Source organism: Telluria sp. ZT3P26, from assembly GCF_059686035.1.
Genome location: NZ_JCASII010000004.1, coordinates 587,812 through 605,495, shown reverse-complemented (window position 1 = coordinate 605,495; position 17,684 = coordinate 587,812). Strand labels below are relative to the sequence as shown.

Below are 17,684 nucleotides of genomic sequence, written 5' to 3'. Positions count from 1 at the left end.
ACATCGGAAAAGAAAAAAGCGTTTTCTATTACTCCAAATCCACACTCCAAATGGAGCAATGGCAGGACAAGAAAACGCTTTAAAATCAAGGATTTAGGAACCCTCGTAAAATCTGGCGGAGAGAGGGGGATTCGAACCCCCGGTAGGCTATGAACCTACACACGCTTTCCAGGCGTGCGACTTAAACCACTCATCCATCTCTCCTGATGGTCAACGTGTGCATTCCACGAAGCCGCTCATTATAACAACAATTCCCGGTAGTACAAGACCGACCTGACAACGGCGAGACAAGCTGCTTTCCCATCGCCACCTGCGAATGGCATCGTTCCCGACTGGCAGACGCCCGCCTTTAGCAGCTTGCCGGGATCGGGAGGCGGCGACTTCGTGTTCGAGGTGGCATTCACCACGTACTTTGAATTGGCGCCGACCGGTGCGGGTGCGGCGTATGCCAAGGAGCAGTTGCAGAAGTTGTGAGGGTGGTTGGACGCGTGGATGGCGGAGCCATCCACCCTACGTCATAAAAAATGCCCGTGTTCGCAGTGCGAAGACGGGCATTTTTTTCACCGGCCCGCAGGCCGGTGCAGCTACTTGCGATTACGCCGATTCTTTCAACTGCTCCAGAATCGCTGGATTCTCGAGCGTCGACACATCCTGCGTGATGTTCTCGCCCTTGGCCAGCACGCGCAGCAGGCGGCGCATGATCTTGCCCGAGCGGGTTTTCGGCAGGTTGTCGCCGAAGCGGATTTCCTTCGGCTTGGCGATTGGCCCAATTTCCTTGCCCACCCACGCACGCAGCTCATTGGCGATTTTCTTCGCTTCTTCGCCCGTTGGCCGCGCACCCTTGAGCACGACGAAGGCGCAGATCGATTCACCCGTCGTGTCGTCCGGGCGCCCCACCACCGCCGCTTCGGCCACCAGCGAATTGGCCACCAGCGCCGATTCGATTTCCATCGTGCCCATGCGGTGGCCCGACACGTTCAGCACGTCGTCGATGCGGCCCGTGATCGTGAAATTGCCCGTGTCCTTGTTGCGGATCGCGCCGTCGCCCGCCAGGTAGTATTTGCCACCCAGCTCGTCCGGGAAGTAACTGGTGCGGAAGCGGTCCGGGTTGTTCCAGATGGTGCGGATCATCGACGGCCATGGGCGCTTGACGACCAGGATGCCGCCCTGCCCGTTCGGCACGTCGGCGCCGGCTTCATCGACAATCGCGGCCATGATGCCCGGCAGCGGCAGCGTGCACGAACCCGGCACCATCGGCGTCGCGCCCGGCAGCGGCGTGATCATGTGGCCGCCCGTTTCGGTCTGCCAGAAGGTGTCGACGATCGGGCAGCGTTCGCCCCCGACGTTCTTGTAGTACCACATCCAGGCTTCCGGATTGATCGGCTCGCCGACCGAACCCAGCAGGCGCAGGCTCGACAGGTCGGAATTCTTCGGATGAACTTTCTCGTCCACGTCCGACGCCTTGATCAGCGAGCGGATCGCCGTTGGCGCCGTGTAGAAGATGCTGACCTTGTGCTTTTCGATCGTCTTCCAGAAGCGGCCGGCGTTCGGGAAAGTAGGCACGCCCTCGAACACGACCTGCGTACCGCCGACGGCCAGCGGGCCATACGCGATGTAGGTGTGGCCCGTGATCCAGCCGATGTCGGCGGTGCACCAGAAGACGTCGTCGGGCTTCAGGTCGAACGTCCACTTCATGGTCAGCGCGGCCCACAGCAGGTAGCCGCCGGTCGAGTGCTGCACGCCTTTCGGGGTGCCGGTCGAGCCGGACGTGTAGAGGATGAACAGCGGGTGCTCGGCGTCGACCCATTCCGGCTCGCAGTCGGCCGACTGGCCTTCGACCAGCTCGTGCAGCCACAAATCGCGGCCTTCCTTGAAAGCGACGTCGCCGCCGGTGCGTTTGTAGACGATGACGTCCTTGACCGTGTCGCAGCCGCCCATGCCGAGGGCTTCGTCGACGATGGCTTTGAGGGGCAGCGATTTGCCGCCGCGCTGCTGCTCGTCGGCCGTGATGACCGCGACCGCGCCGGCGTCGATGATGCGCTCCTGCAGCGATTTGGCGGAGAAGCCGCCGAACACCACCGAGTGGGTCGCGCCAATGCGGGCGCAGGCCTGCATCGCGCTGATGCCTTCGACCGACATCGACATGTAGATGATGACGCGGTCGCCCTTCTTGATGCCGCGCGACTTGAGCGCATTGGCGAATTTGCAGACGCGCTCGTGCAGCTCGCGGTAGGTCACGCGGTTGACGGCGCCGTCGTCGGCTTCGAAGATGATCGCGGTCTTGTCGGCGTTGCCGTTTTCAAGGTTGCGGTCGAGGCAGTTGTACGACGCATTGAGCTGGCCGTCGCCGAACCATTTGTAGAACGGTGCGTCGGACTCGTCGAGCGTGCTGGTGAACGGCTTGTGCCAGTCGAGGTTCTCGCGCGCCAGGCGCGCCCAGAAACCTTCGTAGTCGCTGGCCGCTTCGGCGCACAGCTTGTCGTAAGCAGCCATGCCGCTGACCGTGGCGTTGGCGGCAAATTCGTGCGGCGGCTGGAACACGCGGTGCTCTTGCAGGCCCTGGGATTGCTCCTGCGTCGTCTCGTTGTCGGACATATCAGTCTCCATTCTAGTTAGTGGGTTATGCCGATACCATAGGGGCGCTCGCTTACTGAGCCCTTACACATCGCCCCCGGCGACCGGCAGATGCCGCCTGACCCATTCTAACGCCGTCGCTTGCAAAGCGGACAAGTGCGCGCCAGACGACACCGTAACGCTGGCGCCGGTGTAAAATGCCGTGCTGAATTTTCTCGCATTTCCTGGAGTTCCATCCCGATGTCGTCCCTGCCCCCGAACCAGCCTTTTCGCAAGCTGTCGCCCCTCAATTCGCTGATTTTCTCGAGCCGCTGGCTGCAACTGCCGCTCTATCTGGGCCTGATCCTGGCCCAGTGCGTCTACGTCTTTCACTTCTGGGTCGAACTCGTCGACCTGATCGGCGCCGCCATGGGCAACGCCGACTCGCTCAAACACATCATCGATGCCGTCAGCGTCCCGGGCGCCGCGCGCCCTACCCGGCTCAATGAAACCATCATCATGCTGGTCGTGCTCGGCCTGATCGATGTGGTGATGATCTCGAACCTGTTGATCATGGTGATCATCGGGGGTTATGAGACGTTCGTGTCGCGCATGCACCTGGATGGCCACCCGGACCAGCCAGAGTGGTTGTCGCACGTGAACGCGTCGGTCCTGAAGACCAAGCTGGCGATGGCGATCATCGGCATTTCATCGATTCATCTGCTCAAGACCTTCATCAATGCGTCGTCCTACGACGTGAAGACGCTGTTCTTCCAGACCCTGATCCACTTCGCGTTCCTGCTCTCGGCCATGGCGATTGCCTACACCGACCGCATCGTGATGAGCACGCACAACGACAAGCATTCTTAAAACAGAACCTTCCTGGTACTCCTGAAAGAGCGAACATGGCAACCGTGATTACCCAAGACGACCTGATCGAATCGGTCGCGGCAGCACTGCAGTACATCAGCTACTACCACCCTGCGGATTACATCCAGCACCTGGCGCGCGCCTACGAGGCCGAGCAGAGCCCGGCCGCCAAGGATGCGATCGCCCAGATCCTGACCAATTCGCGCATGTGCGCCGAAGGCAAGCGCCCGATCTGCCAGGACACCGGCATCGTCAACGTGTTCCTGAAAATCGGCATGGGCGTGCGCTTCGAGGGTTTCACGGGCACCGTCACGGATGCCGTCAATGAAGGCGTGCGCCGCGCCTACAACTTCGCCGACAACAAGCTGCGCGCTTCGATCGTCGCCGACCCGCATTTCGAGCGCAAGAACACCAAGGACAACACCCCGGCCGTGGTGCACATGGAGCTGGTCGAGGGCGAAACCGTCGACGTGAAAGTCGCGGCCAAGGGCGGCGGTTCGGAAAATAAAACCAAGTTCGTCATGCTCAACCCGTCCGACTCGCTGGTCGACTGGGTACTGAAAACCGTGCCGCTGATGGGCGCGGGCTGGTGCCCGCCGGGCATGCTCGGCATCGGCATCGGCGGCACTGCCGAAAAAGCGATGCTGATGGCCAAAGAGTCGCTGATGGAAGACATCGACATGTACGAGCTGCGCCAGCGCGGCCCGAACAACAAGCTTGAAGAGCTGCGCATCGAGCTGTGCGACAAGATCAATGCGCTTGGCATCGGCGCGCAGGGCCTGGGCGGGCTGACCACGGTGCTGGACGTGAAGATCAATATGTACCCGACCCACGCGGCCTCGAAGCCCGTGGCGATGATCCCGAACTGCGCCGCCACGCGCCACGCGCACTTCGTGCTGGACGGCTCGGGCCCGGTCTACATCGAACCGCCTGCGCTGTCGAGCTGGCCTGATGTGAACTGGACGCCGGACACGCAGAAATCCAAGCGCGTCGATCTGAACACGCTGACGAAAGAAGAAGTCGCTTCGTGGCAGCCTGGCCAGACGCTGCTGCTCAACGGCAAGATGCTGACGGGCCGCGACGCTGCGCACAAGCGCATCCAGGACATGCTGGCCAAGGGCGAGTCGCTGCCGGTGGACTTCACCAACCGCGTGATCTATTACGTCGGCCCGGTCGACCCGGTCGGCGACGAAGTGGTCGGCCCGGCTGGCCCGACGACCGCCACGCGCATGGACAAGTTCACCGACATGATGCTCGAGCAGACCGGCCTGATCTCGATGATCGGCAAGGCCGAGCGCGGCCCGGCGGCAATCGAGTCGATCAAGAAGCACAAATCGGCGTACCTGATGGCGGTCGGCGGCTCGGCGTACCTGGTCTCGAAAGCGATCAAGTCGGCGACCGTCGTCGGCTTTGCGGACCTGGGCATGGAAGCGATCTACGAGTTCGACGTGACCGACATGCCAGTGACCGTCGCCGTCGATTCGACCGGCACGTCGGTCCACACGACTGGCCCGAAGGAATGGTCGGCCAAGATCGAATCGCTGCGCGGCGTGCCGATCAACGTCGCATAACCCCTCTCCCCTCCAGCATGGTATCCACCACGCTTACGCACGACGCCCCGGTCGGCATGTTCGACTCGGGCGTCGGCGGTCTCTCGGTGCTGCGCCACATCCAGGCGCAGCTGCCGCATGAACACCTGTTGTATGTGGCCGATTCCGGCTATGCGCCGTATGGCGACAAGCCGGAGTCGCTCGTCATTGCGCGTGTGCTGGCGATTGCTGATTTTCTGATTGCGCAAGGTGCGAAAGCTCTGGTGGTGGCGTGTAATACGGCCACCGTGGCTGCCGTGCGCGTGCTGCGTGAGACGCATCCGGGGATGCCGGTCGTGGGGGTGGAGCCGGGGTTGAAGCCGGCTGCTGCTTTGACCCGCAGTGGCAAGGTCGGCGTGCTGGCTACCGAACGCACGCTGCGCGGCGACAAGTTCCTGCAACTGCGTGACCAGATCCATCAGGACACGGGCGTCGACTTCCTGCTGCAGCCGTGTGTCGGCCTGGCCGACCAGATTGAATTTGGCGAGGTTGAATCAAGCGTCACGACGGCCATGCTGGAGCGCTTCATTGCGCCGCTGCTGGCGCAGGATGCCGATACACTGGTGCTGGGCTGCACGCACTATCCGCTGGTGCGTGGGGCGATCGAGCGGCTGCTGGTGGATGCGGGGCGTGGTGATGTAACGCTGGTGGATACAGGGGACGCTGTGGCGCGGCAACTGGCGCGTTTGCTGGCGGCTGGTGGGTTGGCGCGGGCTGTTGGTTCGGATGCGCTGCCAGCTAGGCTGACGGGCTATACGACGGCCAATGCGGCGGCGCTGACGGCAGCGTTTCGCAGCCTGCTGGGGATCGACCCGCCGGTGTACGCGGTCGACATTGCCGAGCCGCAAGCGCCCTCTGCTTCGACATGCAATTAAATTTGCAAGCACGGGCTAAAGTTTATATAATCTTGTTCTGTCGCGGAAACAACGAGACAGATGTAGTAGTTCAGTGGTGGCTGTAGCTCAGTTGGTAGAGTCCAGGATTGTGATTCCTGTTGTCGTGGGTTCGAGCCCCATCAGCCACCCCACAGAATGCAAGCAAAAAGCCCAGTCTTCGGACTGGGCTTTTTGCGTTCTGATCCGCGCAAAAGCCGGGGTCAGGTCTGACATTCGGACACGTGCTCAACATTGAGCGCCAGAAGTGTCTACATGCGCGGACGCAGTTTTGATTTACCAACCTGGTCAGCAGGTAGTTGACACCCGCAAGGTGCTCGCTTGAAACAAGCACGAAGGAACTGCCAATGGCTGGCATTGGCGCACACGAGGAGCACAAGTAGATGAAGTACAAACTTATCCGCTCGATGGCGCATAACTGGTCGCACTCCTTCATGAGCGAAATGAACTACGTGGACGATGCCTTCGTCTTTGAAGACGTGTACACGCTGGCCAGAGAGCGACGCGGCGAGAAGGTCATCATCAGCTGGATTCCTGCCGACGGCGAAGATTCGCGCGACCTCCCGCCACGGGTACAACAATGTGTAGAGGCTTACCGGGCTGGATTAGCGGAACACCTTCGGCGACATCACGTTGACGCGTCAGCACTCAAGACTTTTCGCACCGAAGTGTATGTCGCCGAAAATTTTCGCATGTACGTTCGGGCTTTTGTCATTGACGATAGAGGCAAGGAACACGTTGCCTTTGTCTGGAGCTAGCCCGGGTACGCTCATCGCTACGGACCTCGTCACCAACAATCTGGACAAAAGCGGCACTGCAAGAGGACTGCTTTCGTATCACAATTCGTCTCACAGACCCGTGGAGCAACTGCCCTAACGCCCCGGGAGCGTAGATACACTGCTGTGGCCAGTGGTCCCCCATCAGCCACCCACAGAATGCAAGGAAAAAGCCCAATCTTCGGATTGGGCTTTTTGCGTTCTGATCCGAACAAAAGCCGGGGTCAGGTCTGACATTCGGACACGTGCTCAACATTGAGCCTCTATTCTTCCCTGCACGGCATCGAATTTCTTTGTTCAGCAAACTTTCTCAACTATTGCTGTCATGTTAAGCCTGAGCCCGTGTCCGAATGTCAGACCTGACCCTGGCTTCCCTGGCTTCCTGGCTTCACTGGCTTCCCACAGCAACGCGCAAACGTCGGTCGAATAGGCGCTGCGCTCCTGGATGGCAGCCACGTCGTCTTCAGTGAGCGCGGGTGCTCACCCGTCCGGAAAAGCGCCGGGCCATAAGCGAGCAAGTGTTTGCTGAGTTACCTCTGATCCAAGTAAGTCAACCTCACATCTCAACCGCGCTGACCCACGCCAAAATCTGGTAGCGACTACAAATAGAAAATATCCCCAATTCAATTGGGAGGGGTTATGGCCTATTTCATCTATTCTGGTAACGTGGAAAAACTAAACGGTCGCGCGCCATTTTCAGACGGCGAGTGTGTGGCGCTTGTGCAGGCAACGACAAGTGTTGGTCATACGAGCCGATGGAGGCCAGGACCTCGCGTAGTCGACCTGAGCTACCTGAATCCGGGAACGGTGATCGCGAACTTCATATTCGACAAGCAGGGTAATGGGCGCTTCCCAAATCAGCATGGATACCATGCAGCTCTGTTCGTGGATTTTTGTGGAAGGGGCGTGTCGAGCGCCAAAGCAAAGAATATACGGGTCATGGACCAGTGGCGCACACGCATCCCAAATACCGTCAGGCAGCGGGAAATCGTCGCACGCGGCAAAAGTAAGGCCGAGGGAAGCGCCTATTCTGACTCAGATAACGCAGATCAATTCTACGTGGTGATTTCCAAATGAAAGCAGCACTACTCGCAATTATCTTGGTTTCTGGTACCGTGCAAGCAGAGGTAATCGAATGCCCTGCGACGAATGTTGGAGCGAGGCTCATCGGAGCCGGCATGTTTGAAGGTGATGGGAAACAATACGAATTGATGGGTGAGCCGAAAATGGTGTACGCCGGCCAGGATGTCAGATTCGGCTTCAATGGTGGCGAGGTGAAGTGGATAGCCTGCTGGTACGAGCCCACCACCGCTCGCTGGTATCGCGTGAGCCCTTCCGCGAAACATTGCATACTCAGACAGCGAACACTGGAGTCGCGCCGAGTGACAGCATCGGTCCAGTGCAAATGATTTTGCGCCCCTACTTCGGCCAGGCCCAGAAAAGGTGGGATCAGGTCACAAAGATGGGATCGGGTCTGACATTCAGATACTTACTCTACATTCGCCTTGCAATCCCCGCTGCACGTATCGAAGCTCTTCGCTCAGCAAAACTTCCTAGTCTTCGATGCTCTTTAAGTAGGAGCTTGTGTCGGCATGTCAGAGCTGTCTCTGGCTATTGCTGGCTTTTAGTCTGACACACAGAATTGAAGCAAAAAGCCCAGTCTACGGACTGGGCTTTTTGTTCTGAGTACAAGCGGGGATCCGTTCTGGCATTCACTTACGTGCCCTACATTCATCCAGTTTTCCTTCCAGCGCGGCAAATAATGTCGTTGCTAAGCCAAACTTTTCAGCCTTCGACACTATGTAAGCCTGAGCTCGTGTCCGAATGTCAGACCTGACCCCGGCTTTGGCTTAATTCAGCGGCTGGCAATCATCACCTGCTCAACCCCATCATTCCACACCAGCTGCGTATTCATATCCCGCGACGCCGACAGCTTGCCGTTGATATATAAATTGGTCCGCAGCGCATACCGTCCCTGCGACGCATCCTTCGGCAGCGTGATTTCAAACGAGTTCTCGAAGCGACCGCCCGAACTGTTGGTCAGTGCCTTCGAGCCGGATTTGAACTGCTTGCCATCCTGGTCAAACACCACCAGTTCTTCGCGCACCTGCCTGACCGGCGTCGTCGCCCCGTTGACCAGTTCGACGGTCGACGTCACCACCACCGGCTTGCCGCGCTGTACCGTGCTGGCATTCAGGCGCGGCTGATACGACACCACTTGCGGCTCGGCTGGCAGGCGGCCGCGGGTGCGGATGAAGTCGCTGTCGACCTGGGCGGCAGTGCGGGTCTGGCGCGATTGCGAGTTGATTGCCACGCAGCCGAGTGCGGCCACGATGCCGCCGGCGGCGGCGCCCCTTGCTGCGCCGCGTTTGCCGTCCATCAGCGCGCCCAGCAATGCGCCGGCGGCGGCGCCCATCAGTGCCGATGAGCCAACAGCGCACGGGTCCTGCTCGGCGGCGACGCCGCCTTGCGGGTACTGCGTTTGCGACATGCCGCTCTGGCCCGTCGTGGCGCAGCCGGATACCAGGCTCGTCAGCAAGGTCAGGACAACGATCTTTTTCATTGGCGTTTTCATGGTTTTCCCTGATGAGCCTGCATTATCTGATGGTGGTTTCTTCTTGCAGCATCTGGCGTTCGCGATCGCGGATCTGCTGCATCATGCTGTCGAGCTGCGGATTGTTCGGGTCGGCCCGGCGCGCACTTTCCACATACGTTTTTGCGGCATCAAATTTTCGCTGCAACAGCGCTTGCTCGGCATCGCGCAGGAACATCGTCGCCATTGACGTGCGCTGCGCTGCACCCGTGTCTTGTGTACCTGGCGCAGTCGGCGCGGTCGGGGCACGCGGCGCCGTCGGCTCCTGCACCTGGCTTGGCGCGCGCTGGACCGGCGCCGCACCCGGCATGAAGACCTCGGCAGGCGGCGCCGGTTGGGCTGCAGCCGCAGCGGCAGCATCCAGTGCGTCGACTTCCCATTTGAGCTGGTTCAGGCTGGGCTCATCGCGGTTCAGGCCAGTCAGTTTGGCCAGTGCAGCCTTGGCTTGCGCCTGGTCACGCGCGTCGAGCGCACTGCGCACATCAGCCAGCGCTCCCTTGATGGATTCCTGGGTCGCTTCCAACCGGGTGCGCAAGGCTTCGGCCTCCGGCTTGTTTGAACACGCCGCCGTCAATTCGTTCAGGCCTGCGCGGGCACGACCTGGCCGGCTGTCCTGCAGCAAGCCGTCGATCGCACGGAAATTGCGCTGGCAGGTGTTGTCGGTCTTTTCCGCTGCCGCAATGGCGCGTTGCAAGGTGTTGACCTTGGCGCGCTCCTTGTCGCCGCATTCGGCGCTGGCTCGCAGCGCCTGAGTGCGCGCGGCATCAAGGTCGCCCGACGTGACCGCCTTGGTGCCAAGATCAAAGGCCGATTCGCAGGCGTTCTCCTCGATCACGGGCTTGTCGCGGGAGCCCACGTTGTAGAGCACGACCAGCAGCAGTGCGATCCCGCCGGCGATCCACTTGCCCTTCCCGCCTTTGCGCGTCGCGGGCGGTATCGGCGCGCGATCCGCTGGAGGCCTGGCAGGCGTTGGGGGCGCAGATGGCGGCACAGCGGCAACCGGCGGCACGCTTGCCGCCGGCGCTGCAGCAGGTTGTGGTGTCACGACAGGCGCAGCAGGCACAGGCACACTCGGCGGCGCTGGTATGGCAGCAACCGTAGCCACAACCGGAGCAGCAGCCGGCACAACCTTGCGCACCGCCCCATCCACCCCTTCACCACAGAAAGGACAGAACGCCACCTCACCCTGCAGCGTCGCACTGCAGCCAGAACACTGTTTCAAAGTTTCGTCCTCACAGCATCGGTGGCAACGGCGGCGGCGCTGCCGGCGCCGGCGCTGCGAACAGCATCGTCAATTCCGGCAACTGCGCCAGCTCACCCCAGGCCGCAAGACCGACGCGCCACACCTTCGTGCCGGCTACCACGACCTGCCCCGCCTGCACCATCTGCACGACCTGCTGCGCGCTGTACGGACCGAACTGCTGCCCGCCAATGCCCAGATGATATTGATGCTCGACGAGCGGTGGCGGCATCCCACCCAACGGCGGTGGCGAGGCAACCAGCGGCGGCGGCATGCCCGGCGCGCCAGCCGGGAACGTGGCAACAGGCGCAGTAGCCTGCGGTGCCAGCAACGCGTCTAACTTGCCAGCATTGAACGCGTCCGGCTTGATCACGTATTTCAGGCGCAGATGGCCATCCTCGCCCGGCTCGCGCACTTCCCAGTCATACGCGTCTTCATCCGAATCCGGCACGACGCTCGCCCACTCCGTCAGCACCTCGAGCAGTTGCTCGTCAGCGCGGTCGATGTCGCGCTGGCTCATGCCCTTGCGGCGGGCCTTCTCGGCCAGCTCGCGTTTGGCTTCGCCGGCAATCGCGCTGGCAAAGCCCTTGCGGTCATCCTGCGCGCCGGTCGCGTCTTCCACCAGTTTCGGCGTGTAGACGGCTGTCTCGTAGTAGCTGGCCAGCGCCGCCAGCGCGACGGTCTGGCTCGCGTCGAGTTCAGCCAGGCGCTCCTGCACCCGTTCGACGATGGCGTCGCGGTAGGTGGCTGGCAAGCCGTTCTGACGAATCGCCCGTTCGTTGCCGATGCGGCGCACGTCGCCGCGCGCGACGGCAAACTGGTACTGCCCGCGCGGGATCACGCGCTGGGTCGAGCGCGTCAGGATGCCCAGCATGATCGCCTGCAGGTACTGCTTGAAGTCTTCGGCCAGGCGGTTGATCTCGTCGGTCGTTGGCGCCATCGGATGGCTGAACTGGGTCGAGTCGATGTGCGTGTGGGTCGGGTTCTTTTCGGCTTCCTTGCGGTAGCTGGTGCGCCATCCTTCCATGCCGCGCAGCACCGTCATCGGGATGCCAGACAGCTCGCAGTAGCAGACGGCGCGGCCCGGTACGCCGGTCTCGACGATGGACAATTGCGCTGCGGTGATATTGGCCTGGGTCGGCACGCAGGTATTCAGTTCAGCACCGAACAGGCGTTTGAAACGGTCGGCATTGGCCACGCCCACGAAGCACTTGAACTGGTCGGCCTTGACCGTGAAGTCGCCCGACAGGTTCGCATCGATCCACGGCATCGCGCAGGCCAGCAGTTTGCGGAAGCGGTCCATCCGTTCGGCCGGGTTCATCTGTTCCAGCGCCTCGATCAACGGATCGTGGTCAGCAGTTTCAGCATCGCCCGCACCGGCCAGCGTCAACTGCCGCTCGGCCATGCGTTTGACTTTGTTGATGATCTCGCTGCGCTGGGCGGCGTCGCCCAGCATCGGGAACAGCACCTTCGAGCCGCCCAAATCCTTGAACGCCTCATCGGCCCATTCGCGCAGTTGCAGCGCGCCCGGCATCGGCACGTTGCGCTCGGCCACCGGCACCGTGATCAGGGTGGCATGGTCCTTGTTCAGGTCTTGCTGGATGATCGCATTGGCGTGCTGCAGCTGGCCCAGCATGGCCAGCACGGCTTCGCGGCCGGCCTGGAATTCGCCGACCAGGCCGTTCCAGATGGCGCGGCCCTGCGCGTCGACGCCGTTCTTTTTGCCCAGCCACGCGGACAGGTCGGCCATCAGGATCGCCGCTTCGTCGGCGGCCTTGGCGCGCAGGTGGAACTTGAGCGCGTTGGCGATTTCGGTGCGCAGGTGGTCCAGCACCGTGACCGCTTGCTTTTCGTTATTGCTGCTGAAGAAGCCGCCCTTGGTTTGTTCGAGGTTGGCCAGCAGACGTTCGTATTCGCGGGTGCGCACCGCTTCCTTGATCTCGCGGTAACGCTCGCTGTTGAGTTTTAACGCGCTGATCAGGCCCGTGCCTGGCGCTTCCAGGCGGTCCTTGATCTGCTCGACCAGCGACAGCACGTATTCGAGGCCGCCGAAATCCTTGTTGTCGAGGTAGGCGTAGAGCTGGTCGCGGATCGCCTGCTTGATGCGTTCGAGCACTTCGCGGCGGCGTTTCACGACGCGGTCTTCGGTCGTGTCGGCGGTGGAATCCTGGTCGCGCACCGAGTCGCGCTCGAGCTGCTGGACGGTGTCGCGCACCTGCGTCGGCCACTCGGCGCGATCGAAGCCGGTACGGATGCTGTCGATGCGCGCATTGACGCGCTGCTCGACGCCGGCCAGCAGCAGGCCGTGCTTGTCCTGCAGCAGGTCGTCGACGAGGGCGTAATCGAGGAACTCGCCGCTCGAGCGCTTCAGCTCGACGTTACGGTCGGAGAAGGTCGGGAAGTCGCTGAACGGCGCGGCGCGCAGCGCCATCTGGGCCGCCATGAATTCGTCGCGCTGCTTGTCGGTGGCGCGGTTCACGCCGGTATCGACGCCGCCCACGCCAAAGAAGGCCTTGAGCATCGCGCCGGCCCAGCGGTGCGCGCGCTCTTCGCGCCGCGCTTCCTGGCGCGTGTCGAGCACGGCCTGGCCGAATGACGAGAAGCGCTTCGAGTACGACAGGCGCATGTCGGCAAAGCGGTTCTTCGGCACCAGCGCATCGTGCAGGAAGTTCTTGTGCTGCGCCTGGTTCACGGCCACCGAGCGCTTGCGGCGCGCGAAGTCACCCGACGCGAAATCTTCGAACAGCGTGTCGGCCACCATGTGGTAGACATCCTTGACGTCGTTCGTGTGCTGCTGGGCCAGGTTGCCCGAGTCGATCAGATAGACTTCGCTGTAGGGTTCGCGCGGCAATTCCGGCTGGTCGTAGGCATCCCAGCGGCCCACGTAGCCCTTGTTGCCGAGCATGGCCGATTCGAGTTCCATCAGCGCGGCGTAGCCGTTCGCTTCGGTGCGCTCCTTGTTGGCGCCCGCATAACCGGTCGGCAGGAACAGCATCAGTTCGACGTCGGCATTGCCCACCTCAGACTTGGCCAGCCAGCGCGCCAGCAGACCCATGTCGAGGAAGGCGCCGGAACCGGTACCGCCGGCCACCGAGCCCACGATGACGATGCGGAACTTTTCGGTTTCCATGCGCAGGCCCAGGCGCGCCAGTTGCTGCTCGTGCGACAGGCCGGCCTTGAGCGTCTTGAGTTTCAGGCGGATCTTGTCGCGGATCTTGGTGTACTTGTCGAACAGGTACAGGCGCGAAACGGCGCGGATCTGGCCCGCACCCTTCGATGGATCGATGCCCAGTTCGCGAATTTTCTTCGGCGTCAGCGACAGCCATTCCTTGATGTGCGGGTATTTCTCGAGCGCGTCGTCGTCACGGCTGTACTTGTCCATGTCGAACGCTTCGACGATTTTCTCTTCGTCGGTGAACTTGACCTGGTCAAATTGCAGGTCTTCGGCCTGGGCGCGGCCGCTGTCGATGACGGCGCCCGTGTCGAGGTCGAACTGGATGAACTGCGCGACCGGAAATTCGGCCAGGCTGTCGACGCGGGTGCGCGCGCCGTTGCCGCCCCACAGCGTGTTGAGGATGCGGCGGCGTACGCGCATCAGCACTTCCATGCCAGTGCCGCCGATGCCGATGAACAGCGTCGGGCGCAGGTCGATGCTCTGCTCCTGCTTGCGTTCGCCGGTGCCGGCGCCGATCGTTTGGTTCAGATTATCTGCCATGTCGCGTGGTTCCTGGTCTGGGTACTTATTTGCGGGAAGACAGCAGCATCAGCACCAGCGCAATCAGGCCGATCAGCGTCAGTGGCCCGATGATCAGGGGCGCCATGAACTTCGGTGCATTGATCGCCGCCAGCACGACGCCGGTCGACAGGCTGGCCAAAAAGATGAACAGCCACCAGCCGGCCGCATTCGCCTTGCCCGGTTGAATACGTTTTGCCACCAGCGTGTTGGCGTAGGCATTTTTGGCAAAGAAGAACGCAATGAACAGCACCAGCAGGACGCCGCCGCCGATCAGCGCGTCGCGCGACGACGTGTCGACGTCGGGGGTCACCGGCAGCGACTCGACCGTCTCGGGCGTGCCCGTTGCCGGGGTCGCCGGGGTCGCCGCCGCGGCTGGCGCCTGCTGGCCTTCGACCGGTGCCGGCAGGGTAAAGCCTGCGTTATCTTTTGCTTGCTGCGTCATGCCACGTTCTCCTGAATGGGGTAAAGACTACTTGAATGGATTACGACGCGATGGTCAACGTCTGGCCCGGCTCGACCTGCACGACGGTCGGGCGGCCGAGCCCGCGCCGGATTTCGCCGACCGCAGCGCCGTCGTCGGCCTTGATCGCCAGCGACTTGAACGGCTTGAGCAGCACGTTGCGGCGCACGCCGTTGACCATGACCGGATAGCGGGTGGTTTTCATGGCCAGGAAGGCCAGCGCAGCCAGCGCCAGCAGCAACGCCAGCACGCCGCCAACGATCACGAGCACCGGCATCAATGGATATTGCACGCGCACGATCAGCGGCACCTGCGCCGTGGACGATTTCACGCTGTCGGGCGGCACGAACATGTCCGACAGCGGATCGCCGGGGAACAATTCCTGCATCTCGGTCTTGAAGGATGCCGGCAAGGCCAGCCGTTGATTGCTCAGGCCCAGGCTCACCGACATCGGCATGATCACTTGCTTGCCCATTGCCGCAATGGCCTGGCGTGACCAGGCCGACGGCACTTCTTCTAGCGGCAGCTTGAAGCTGACCTCGATCGACTGGCTGGCGCCCGGCGCAAGATTGCTCACGGCTGCTGGCGAAACAGTTAGCGGCGTCGTGCCGGCGCGCGTGCGCAGCTGGCCATCGACGTTCGCCTGGGCAATCAGGTATGGGTAGAACAGGTTCTGCAACGACGCTTTCAGGCGCACTTGCGGAACCAGTTTATCGGCATCCACATCAAGCACCACCGTGCGCTTGTCGGTGCCCATCGAGGCCGTCATGTTCGGGGTATTCAGTACGGCCTGCGGCACGATGCGCACGCCGTCCTGGTCCACCGGCTTCAGGCGCGCCGGCGGCTTGGTGAGGATGGTCGACAACCGGCCTTCGGCCACCATGCGGCCCAGCTCGTCGCCGGCTTCCTTGCCATAGGCCAGCCCATAGACCATCAAGCCCTTGGCGGCAAAGAACTTGCCCTGCACCGGCATGCGCAGCGGGAACACCACGGTGCGCGTGATGGACGGCTCCAGATGCAATAGCCGGTAGAACTCCAGGTTGCGCGCCGCCGTGGCGGGATCGTTGCCGGGGCTGTTCTTGTTGTTGGTGAAAATCCAGATGATGCCGGGGCGCGACTTGAACGTCTCACCGATCGTCTTGGTCACCGCTTCTCGAAAATCCGTGTCGGCCAGTGCACTGGCGCTCTTGCGCGCCGGCGCGAGCGGCGCGAGCCAGCCGGCCACCTGGGCGGCGCCATCGCCCTGCCCCAGCAGTTGCGGCGAGACATTGCTGCCGCTGGACTGGCTGAACGCCAGCACCATGACCTTGTCGCCCGGACGCGCGGCGGCATTGGCCACGGCGGCGATCAGCGGTTTGAACTGCGATTGCGGATCGGCGTAGAACGGCTCCATCCAGCCCGAATTCTGTACCAGGAACGCTTGCTGGATGGCCTGCGCCGGTACGGCACACAGACCCAGGACGACGCTCGCGAGCGCCGCGCACCACGCGCGCGGCATCATTGCTGGACGTCCCAGCCGAGGATGCGCTGCATGCCGGGGTGGTAGGCCCACAAATAACCGTTGTGCAGGAAAAGGCGCAGTTCCCATGGTTTGCTGACCGCAATGGTGTGGAACACGATGTCGTTGTTCTCATCATCGTAGACCAGTTGCGCGCGCATGCGTTCAGCCGAATTGAGCAAGGTGCCCAGGCCGGCCGTGCTGTCGATGCGCAGCCCCAGCACGGCGCTGCGCTCGCCCAGCTCGAGCAGCGGCACGACGACCGTGTTGGCTGCGCCGTCGTCGCCATGCTCCGGCTCGACCCATGGATCGGTTTTCAGCTTGGTGGCAAAGCGGTAGTTGATGGTGCCCGACGAGATACGCGGATTGAGCGCGGCGACCTGTTCGTGCTCGTTCACGCCAAGGCGCACGTACACATAACTGTCGAGACGGCTGTCAAAGCACAACTGCCACAACGACCCCGAGCGTGCCATGTGGGCGCTGCCGAACTCGAAATGTGGCGTGATGCCGTCCGGCCAGGCCAGGAACGTGGCGGCCACACTGCCGTCGGTCATTTTCTGCAAGCGCAACTGCCCTGCCGTGCAGGGCCAGACCGCCAGCCGGCCGTAGGCGCATGGCGCGCCCATCTCGCCCAGGGCCCAGCGACCATCGACGCGCAGCGGCGGACCGGCTACGCCATGGGCGTCGGCGAACACGAACTGCACCACGCCGTCTTCGTGACGGATCGGCGCCCACACCTGGTGATCGAACGCCACCGGCGCGCCCACGACCGGGGCGTTGCCGACGTAATCGATGCGGAACTGCAGCGCCGCGAAATCGGGCACCAGCATCGCCAAGCCATGCTCGGTGGGGATATACAGGCGGCTGTTGAAGGCGGCGGCCATCTCGGCGCGCCACGCATGCACGGGCAAGTTCGATTCGGACAGCAGGCGCGTGCCGGTGCCCAGCAGCGGCTGCCATTTCTGTGATGCCGGCAACCAGCCGAACAGCGTGCCCTTGCCCGTATCGAGCGCCAGCAGGACCGCATCGACCGTGCCAAAGGTGCCGGAGAAGAATTCATACTCGCCGGGTGGCGGCAGTGGCAATTCCATGTCGGCCATGCTGTCGGCGTCATGCCGGCGCAGGCGATCGACCGGCACGCTGTGGCGCGTGCGCTTGAGGCCGACAGCTTCGGGCATCCCGGCGTCCGTGATGGCCGACGCGCCGCTTGGCGCGATCCAGCTGGCGCCGCTCGCGGCATTGGGTGCCAGCCGGGCGCCATCGACGGGCGAGAAATTGAAATCGGGGGGATACAGCGTTGGCGCACCGTTGGCACGCCGCATTTTCATGATGGCGGCAATGTCCGCGGCACCCAATGAGGCGGCAACGGCATTGCCCATCACCGTGCGATTGAGGCGAATCTCGCCATCGTTGGCTGCCACCGTCCAGCTGCCGGAATCAAGTTCCCAATCAGCCGATTTATTATGATCCATCTTG

General features: G+C 62.3%; 13 protein-coding genes and 2 tRNA genes. 7 read left to right on the top strand and 8 right to left on the bottom strand.

Features of this window, described 5'->3' with window-relative positions; translation table 11 throughout:
• Positions 1-113: 113 nt before the first annotated feature.
• Both AC56LN_RS16335 and acs read right to left on the bottom strand, forming a co-directional pair.
• A tRNA-Ser gene (locus AC56LN_RS16335) sits at positions 114-204 on the bottom strand.
• Between the two features lie 390 nt (positions 205-594).
• Complete coding sequence (acs, locus tag AC56LN_RS16330; RefSeq protein ID WP_499573250.1) at positions 595-2,595, bottom strand: acetate--CoA ligase; 2,001 nt, start codon at positions 2,593-2,595, stop codon at positions 595-597.
• Between the two features lie 219 nt (positions 2,596-2,814).
• Between acs and AC56LN_RS16325 the strand changes: the two genes are divergently transcribed.
• The 7 genes from AC56LN_RS16325 (at position 2,815) to AC56LN_RS16295 (ending at position 8,090) form a co-directional block, all read left to right on the top strand.
• A complete protein-coding gene (locus tag AC56LN_RS16325) occupies positions 2,815-3,423 on the top strand; it encodes a TIGR00645 family protein (RefSeq protein ID WP_482897731.1) in 609 nt (202 codons plus the stop codon).
• A gap of 35 nt (positions 3,424-3,458) precedes the next feature.
• Entirely contained in the window at positions 3,459-4,994 is a 1,536-nt protein-coding gene (locus AC56LN_RS16320; protein WP_482897730.1) for a fumarate hydratase, read from the top strand.
• Between the two features lie 17 nt (positions 4,995-5,011).
• Positions 5,012-5,887, top strand: coding sequence for a glutamate racemase (murI, locus tag AC56LN_RS16315; RefSeq protein WP_499573248.1), 876 nt, complete (start codon positions 5,012-5,014; stop codon positions 5,885-5,887).
• A 76-nt stretch (positions 5,888-5,963) separates the two neighbouring features.
• Positions 5,964-6,039: transfer RNA gene (locus AC56LN_RS16310), tRNA-His, on the top strand.
• A 249-nt stretch (positions 6,040-6,288) separates the two neighbouring features.
• Entirely contained in the window at positions 6,289-6,663 is a 375-nt protein-coding gene (locus tag AC56LN_RS16305) for a hypothetical protein (RefSeq protein ID WP_499573246.1), read from the top strand.
• A gap of 657 nt (positions 6,664-7,320) precedes the next feature.
• A complete protein-coding gene (locus AC56LN_RS16300; RefSeq protein WP_499573244.1) occupies positions 7,321-7,758 on the top strand; it encodes a BPSL0067 family protein in 438 nt (145 codons plus the stop codon).
• Positions 7,755-8,090, top strand: coding sequence for an STY0301 family protein (locus tag AC56LN_RS16295; RefSeq protein ID WP_499573243.1), 336 nt, complete (start codon positions 7,755-7,757; stop codon positions 8,088-8,090). The genes AC56LN_RS16300 and AC56LN_RS16295 overlap by 4 nt, the downstream gene beginning before the upstream one ends.
• 446 nt (positions 8,091-8,536) lie before the next feature.
• On the opposite strand, the gene AC56LN_RS16290 is transcribed toward AC56LN_RS16295, so the two are convergent.
• The 6 genes from AC56LN_RS16290 to AC56LN_RS16265 form a co-directional block, all read right to left on the bottom strand.
• Positions 8,537-9,244: a hypothetical protein gene (locus AC56LN_RS16290; RefSeq protein WP_499573241.1), complete on the bottom strand. Its 708-nt coding sequence runs from the start codon at positions 9,242-9,244 to the stop codon at positions 8,537-8,539.
• Positions 9,245-9,278: 34 nt separating this feature from the next.
• Positions 9,279-10,319, bottom strand: coding sequence for a hypothetical protein (locus AC56LN_RS16285; RefSeq protein WP_499573239.1), 1,041 nt, complete (start codon positions 10,317-10,319; stop codon positions 9,279-9,281).
• Positions 10,320-10,506: 187 nt separating this feature from the next.
• Complete coding sequence (locus tag AC56LN_RS16280; protein ID WP_499573237.1) at positions 10,507-14,229, bottom strand: tubulin-like doman-containing protein; 3,723 nt, start codon at positions 14,227-14,229, stop codon at positions 10,507-10,509.
• A gap of 25 nt (positions 14,230-14,254) precedes the next feature.
• On the bottom strand, positions 14,255-14,692 hold the full coding sequence (locus tag AC56LN_RS16275) for a hypothetical protein (RefSeq protein WP_499573235.1): 438 nt from the start codon (positions 14,690-14,692) through the stop codon (positions 14,255-14,257).
• Positions 14,693-14,732: 40 nt separating this feature from the next.
• Complete coding sequence (locus tag AC56LN_RS16270; RefSeq protein ID WP_499573233.1) at positions 14,733-16,211, bottom strand: hypothetical protein; 1,479 nt, start codon at positions 16,209-16,211, stop codon at positions 14,733-14,735.
• Complete coding sequence (locus AC56LN_RS16265) at positions 16,208-17,680, bottom strand: hypothetical protein (RefSeq protein ID WP_499573231.1); 1,473 nt, start codon at positions 17,678-17,680, stop codon at positions 16,208-16,210. The genes AC56LN_RS16270 and AC56LN_RS16265 overlap by 4 nt, the downstream gene beginning before the upstream one ends.
• Between the last annotated feature and the right edge of the window lie 4 nt (positions 17,681-17,684).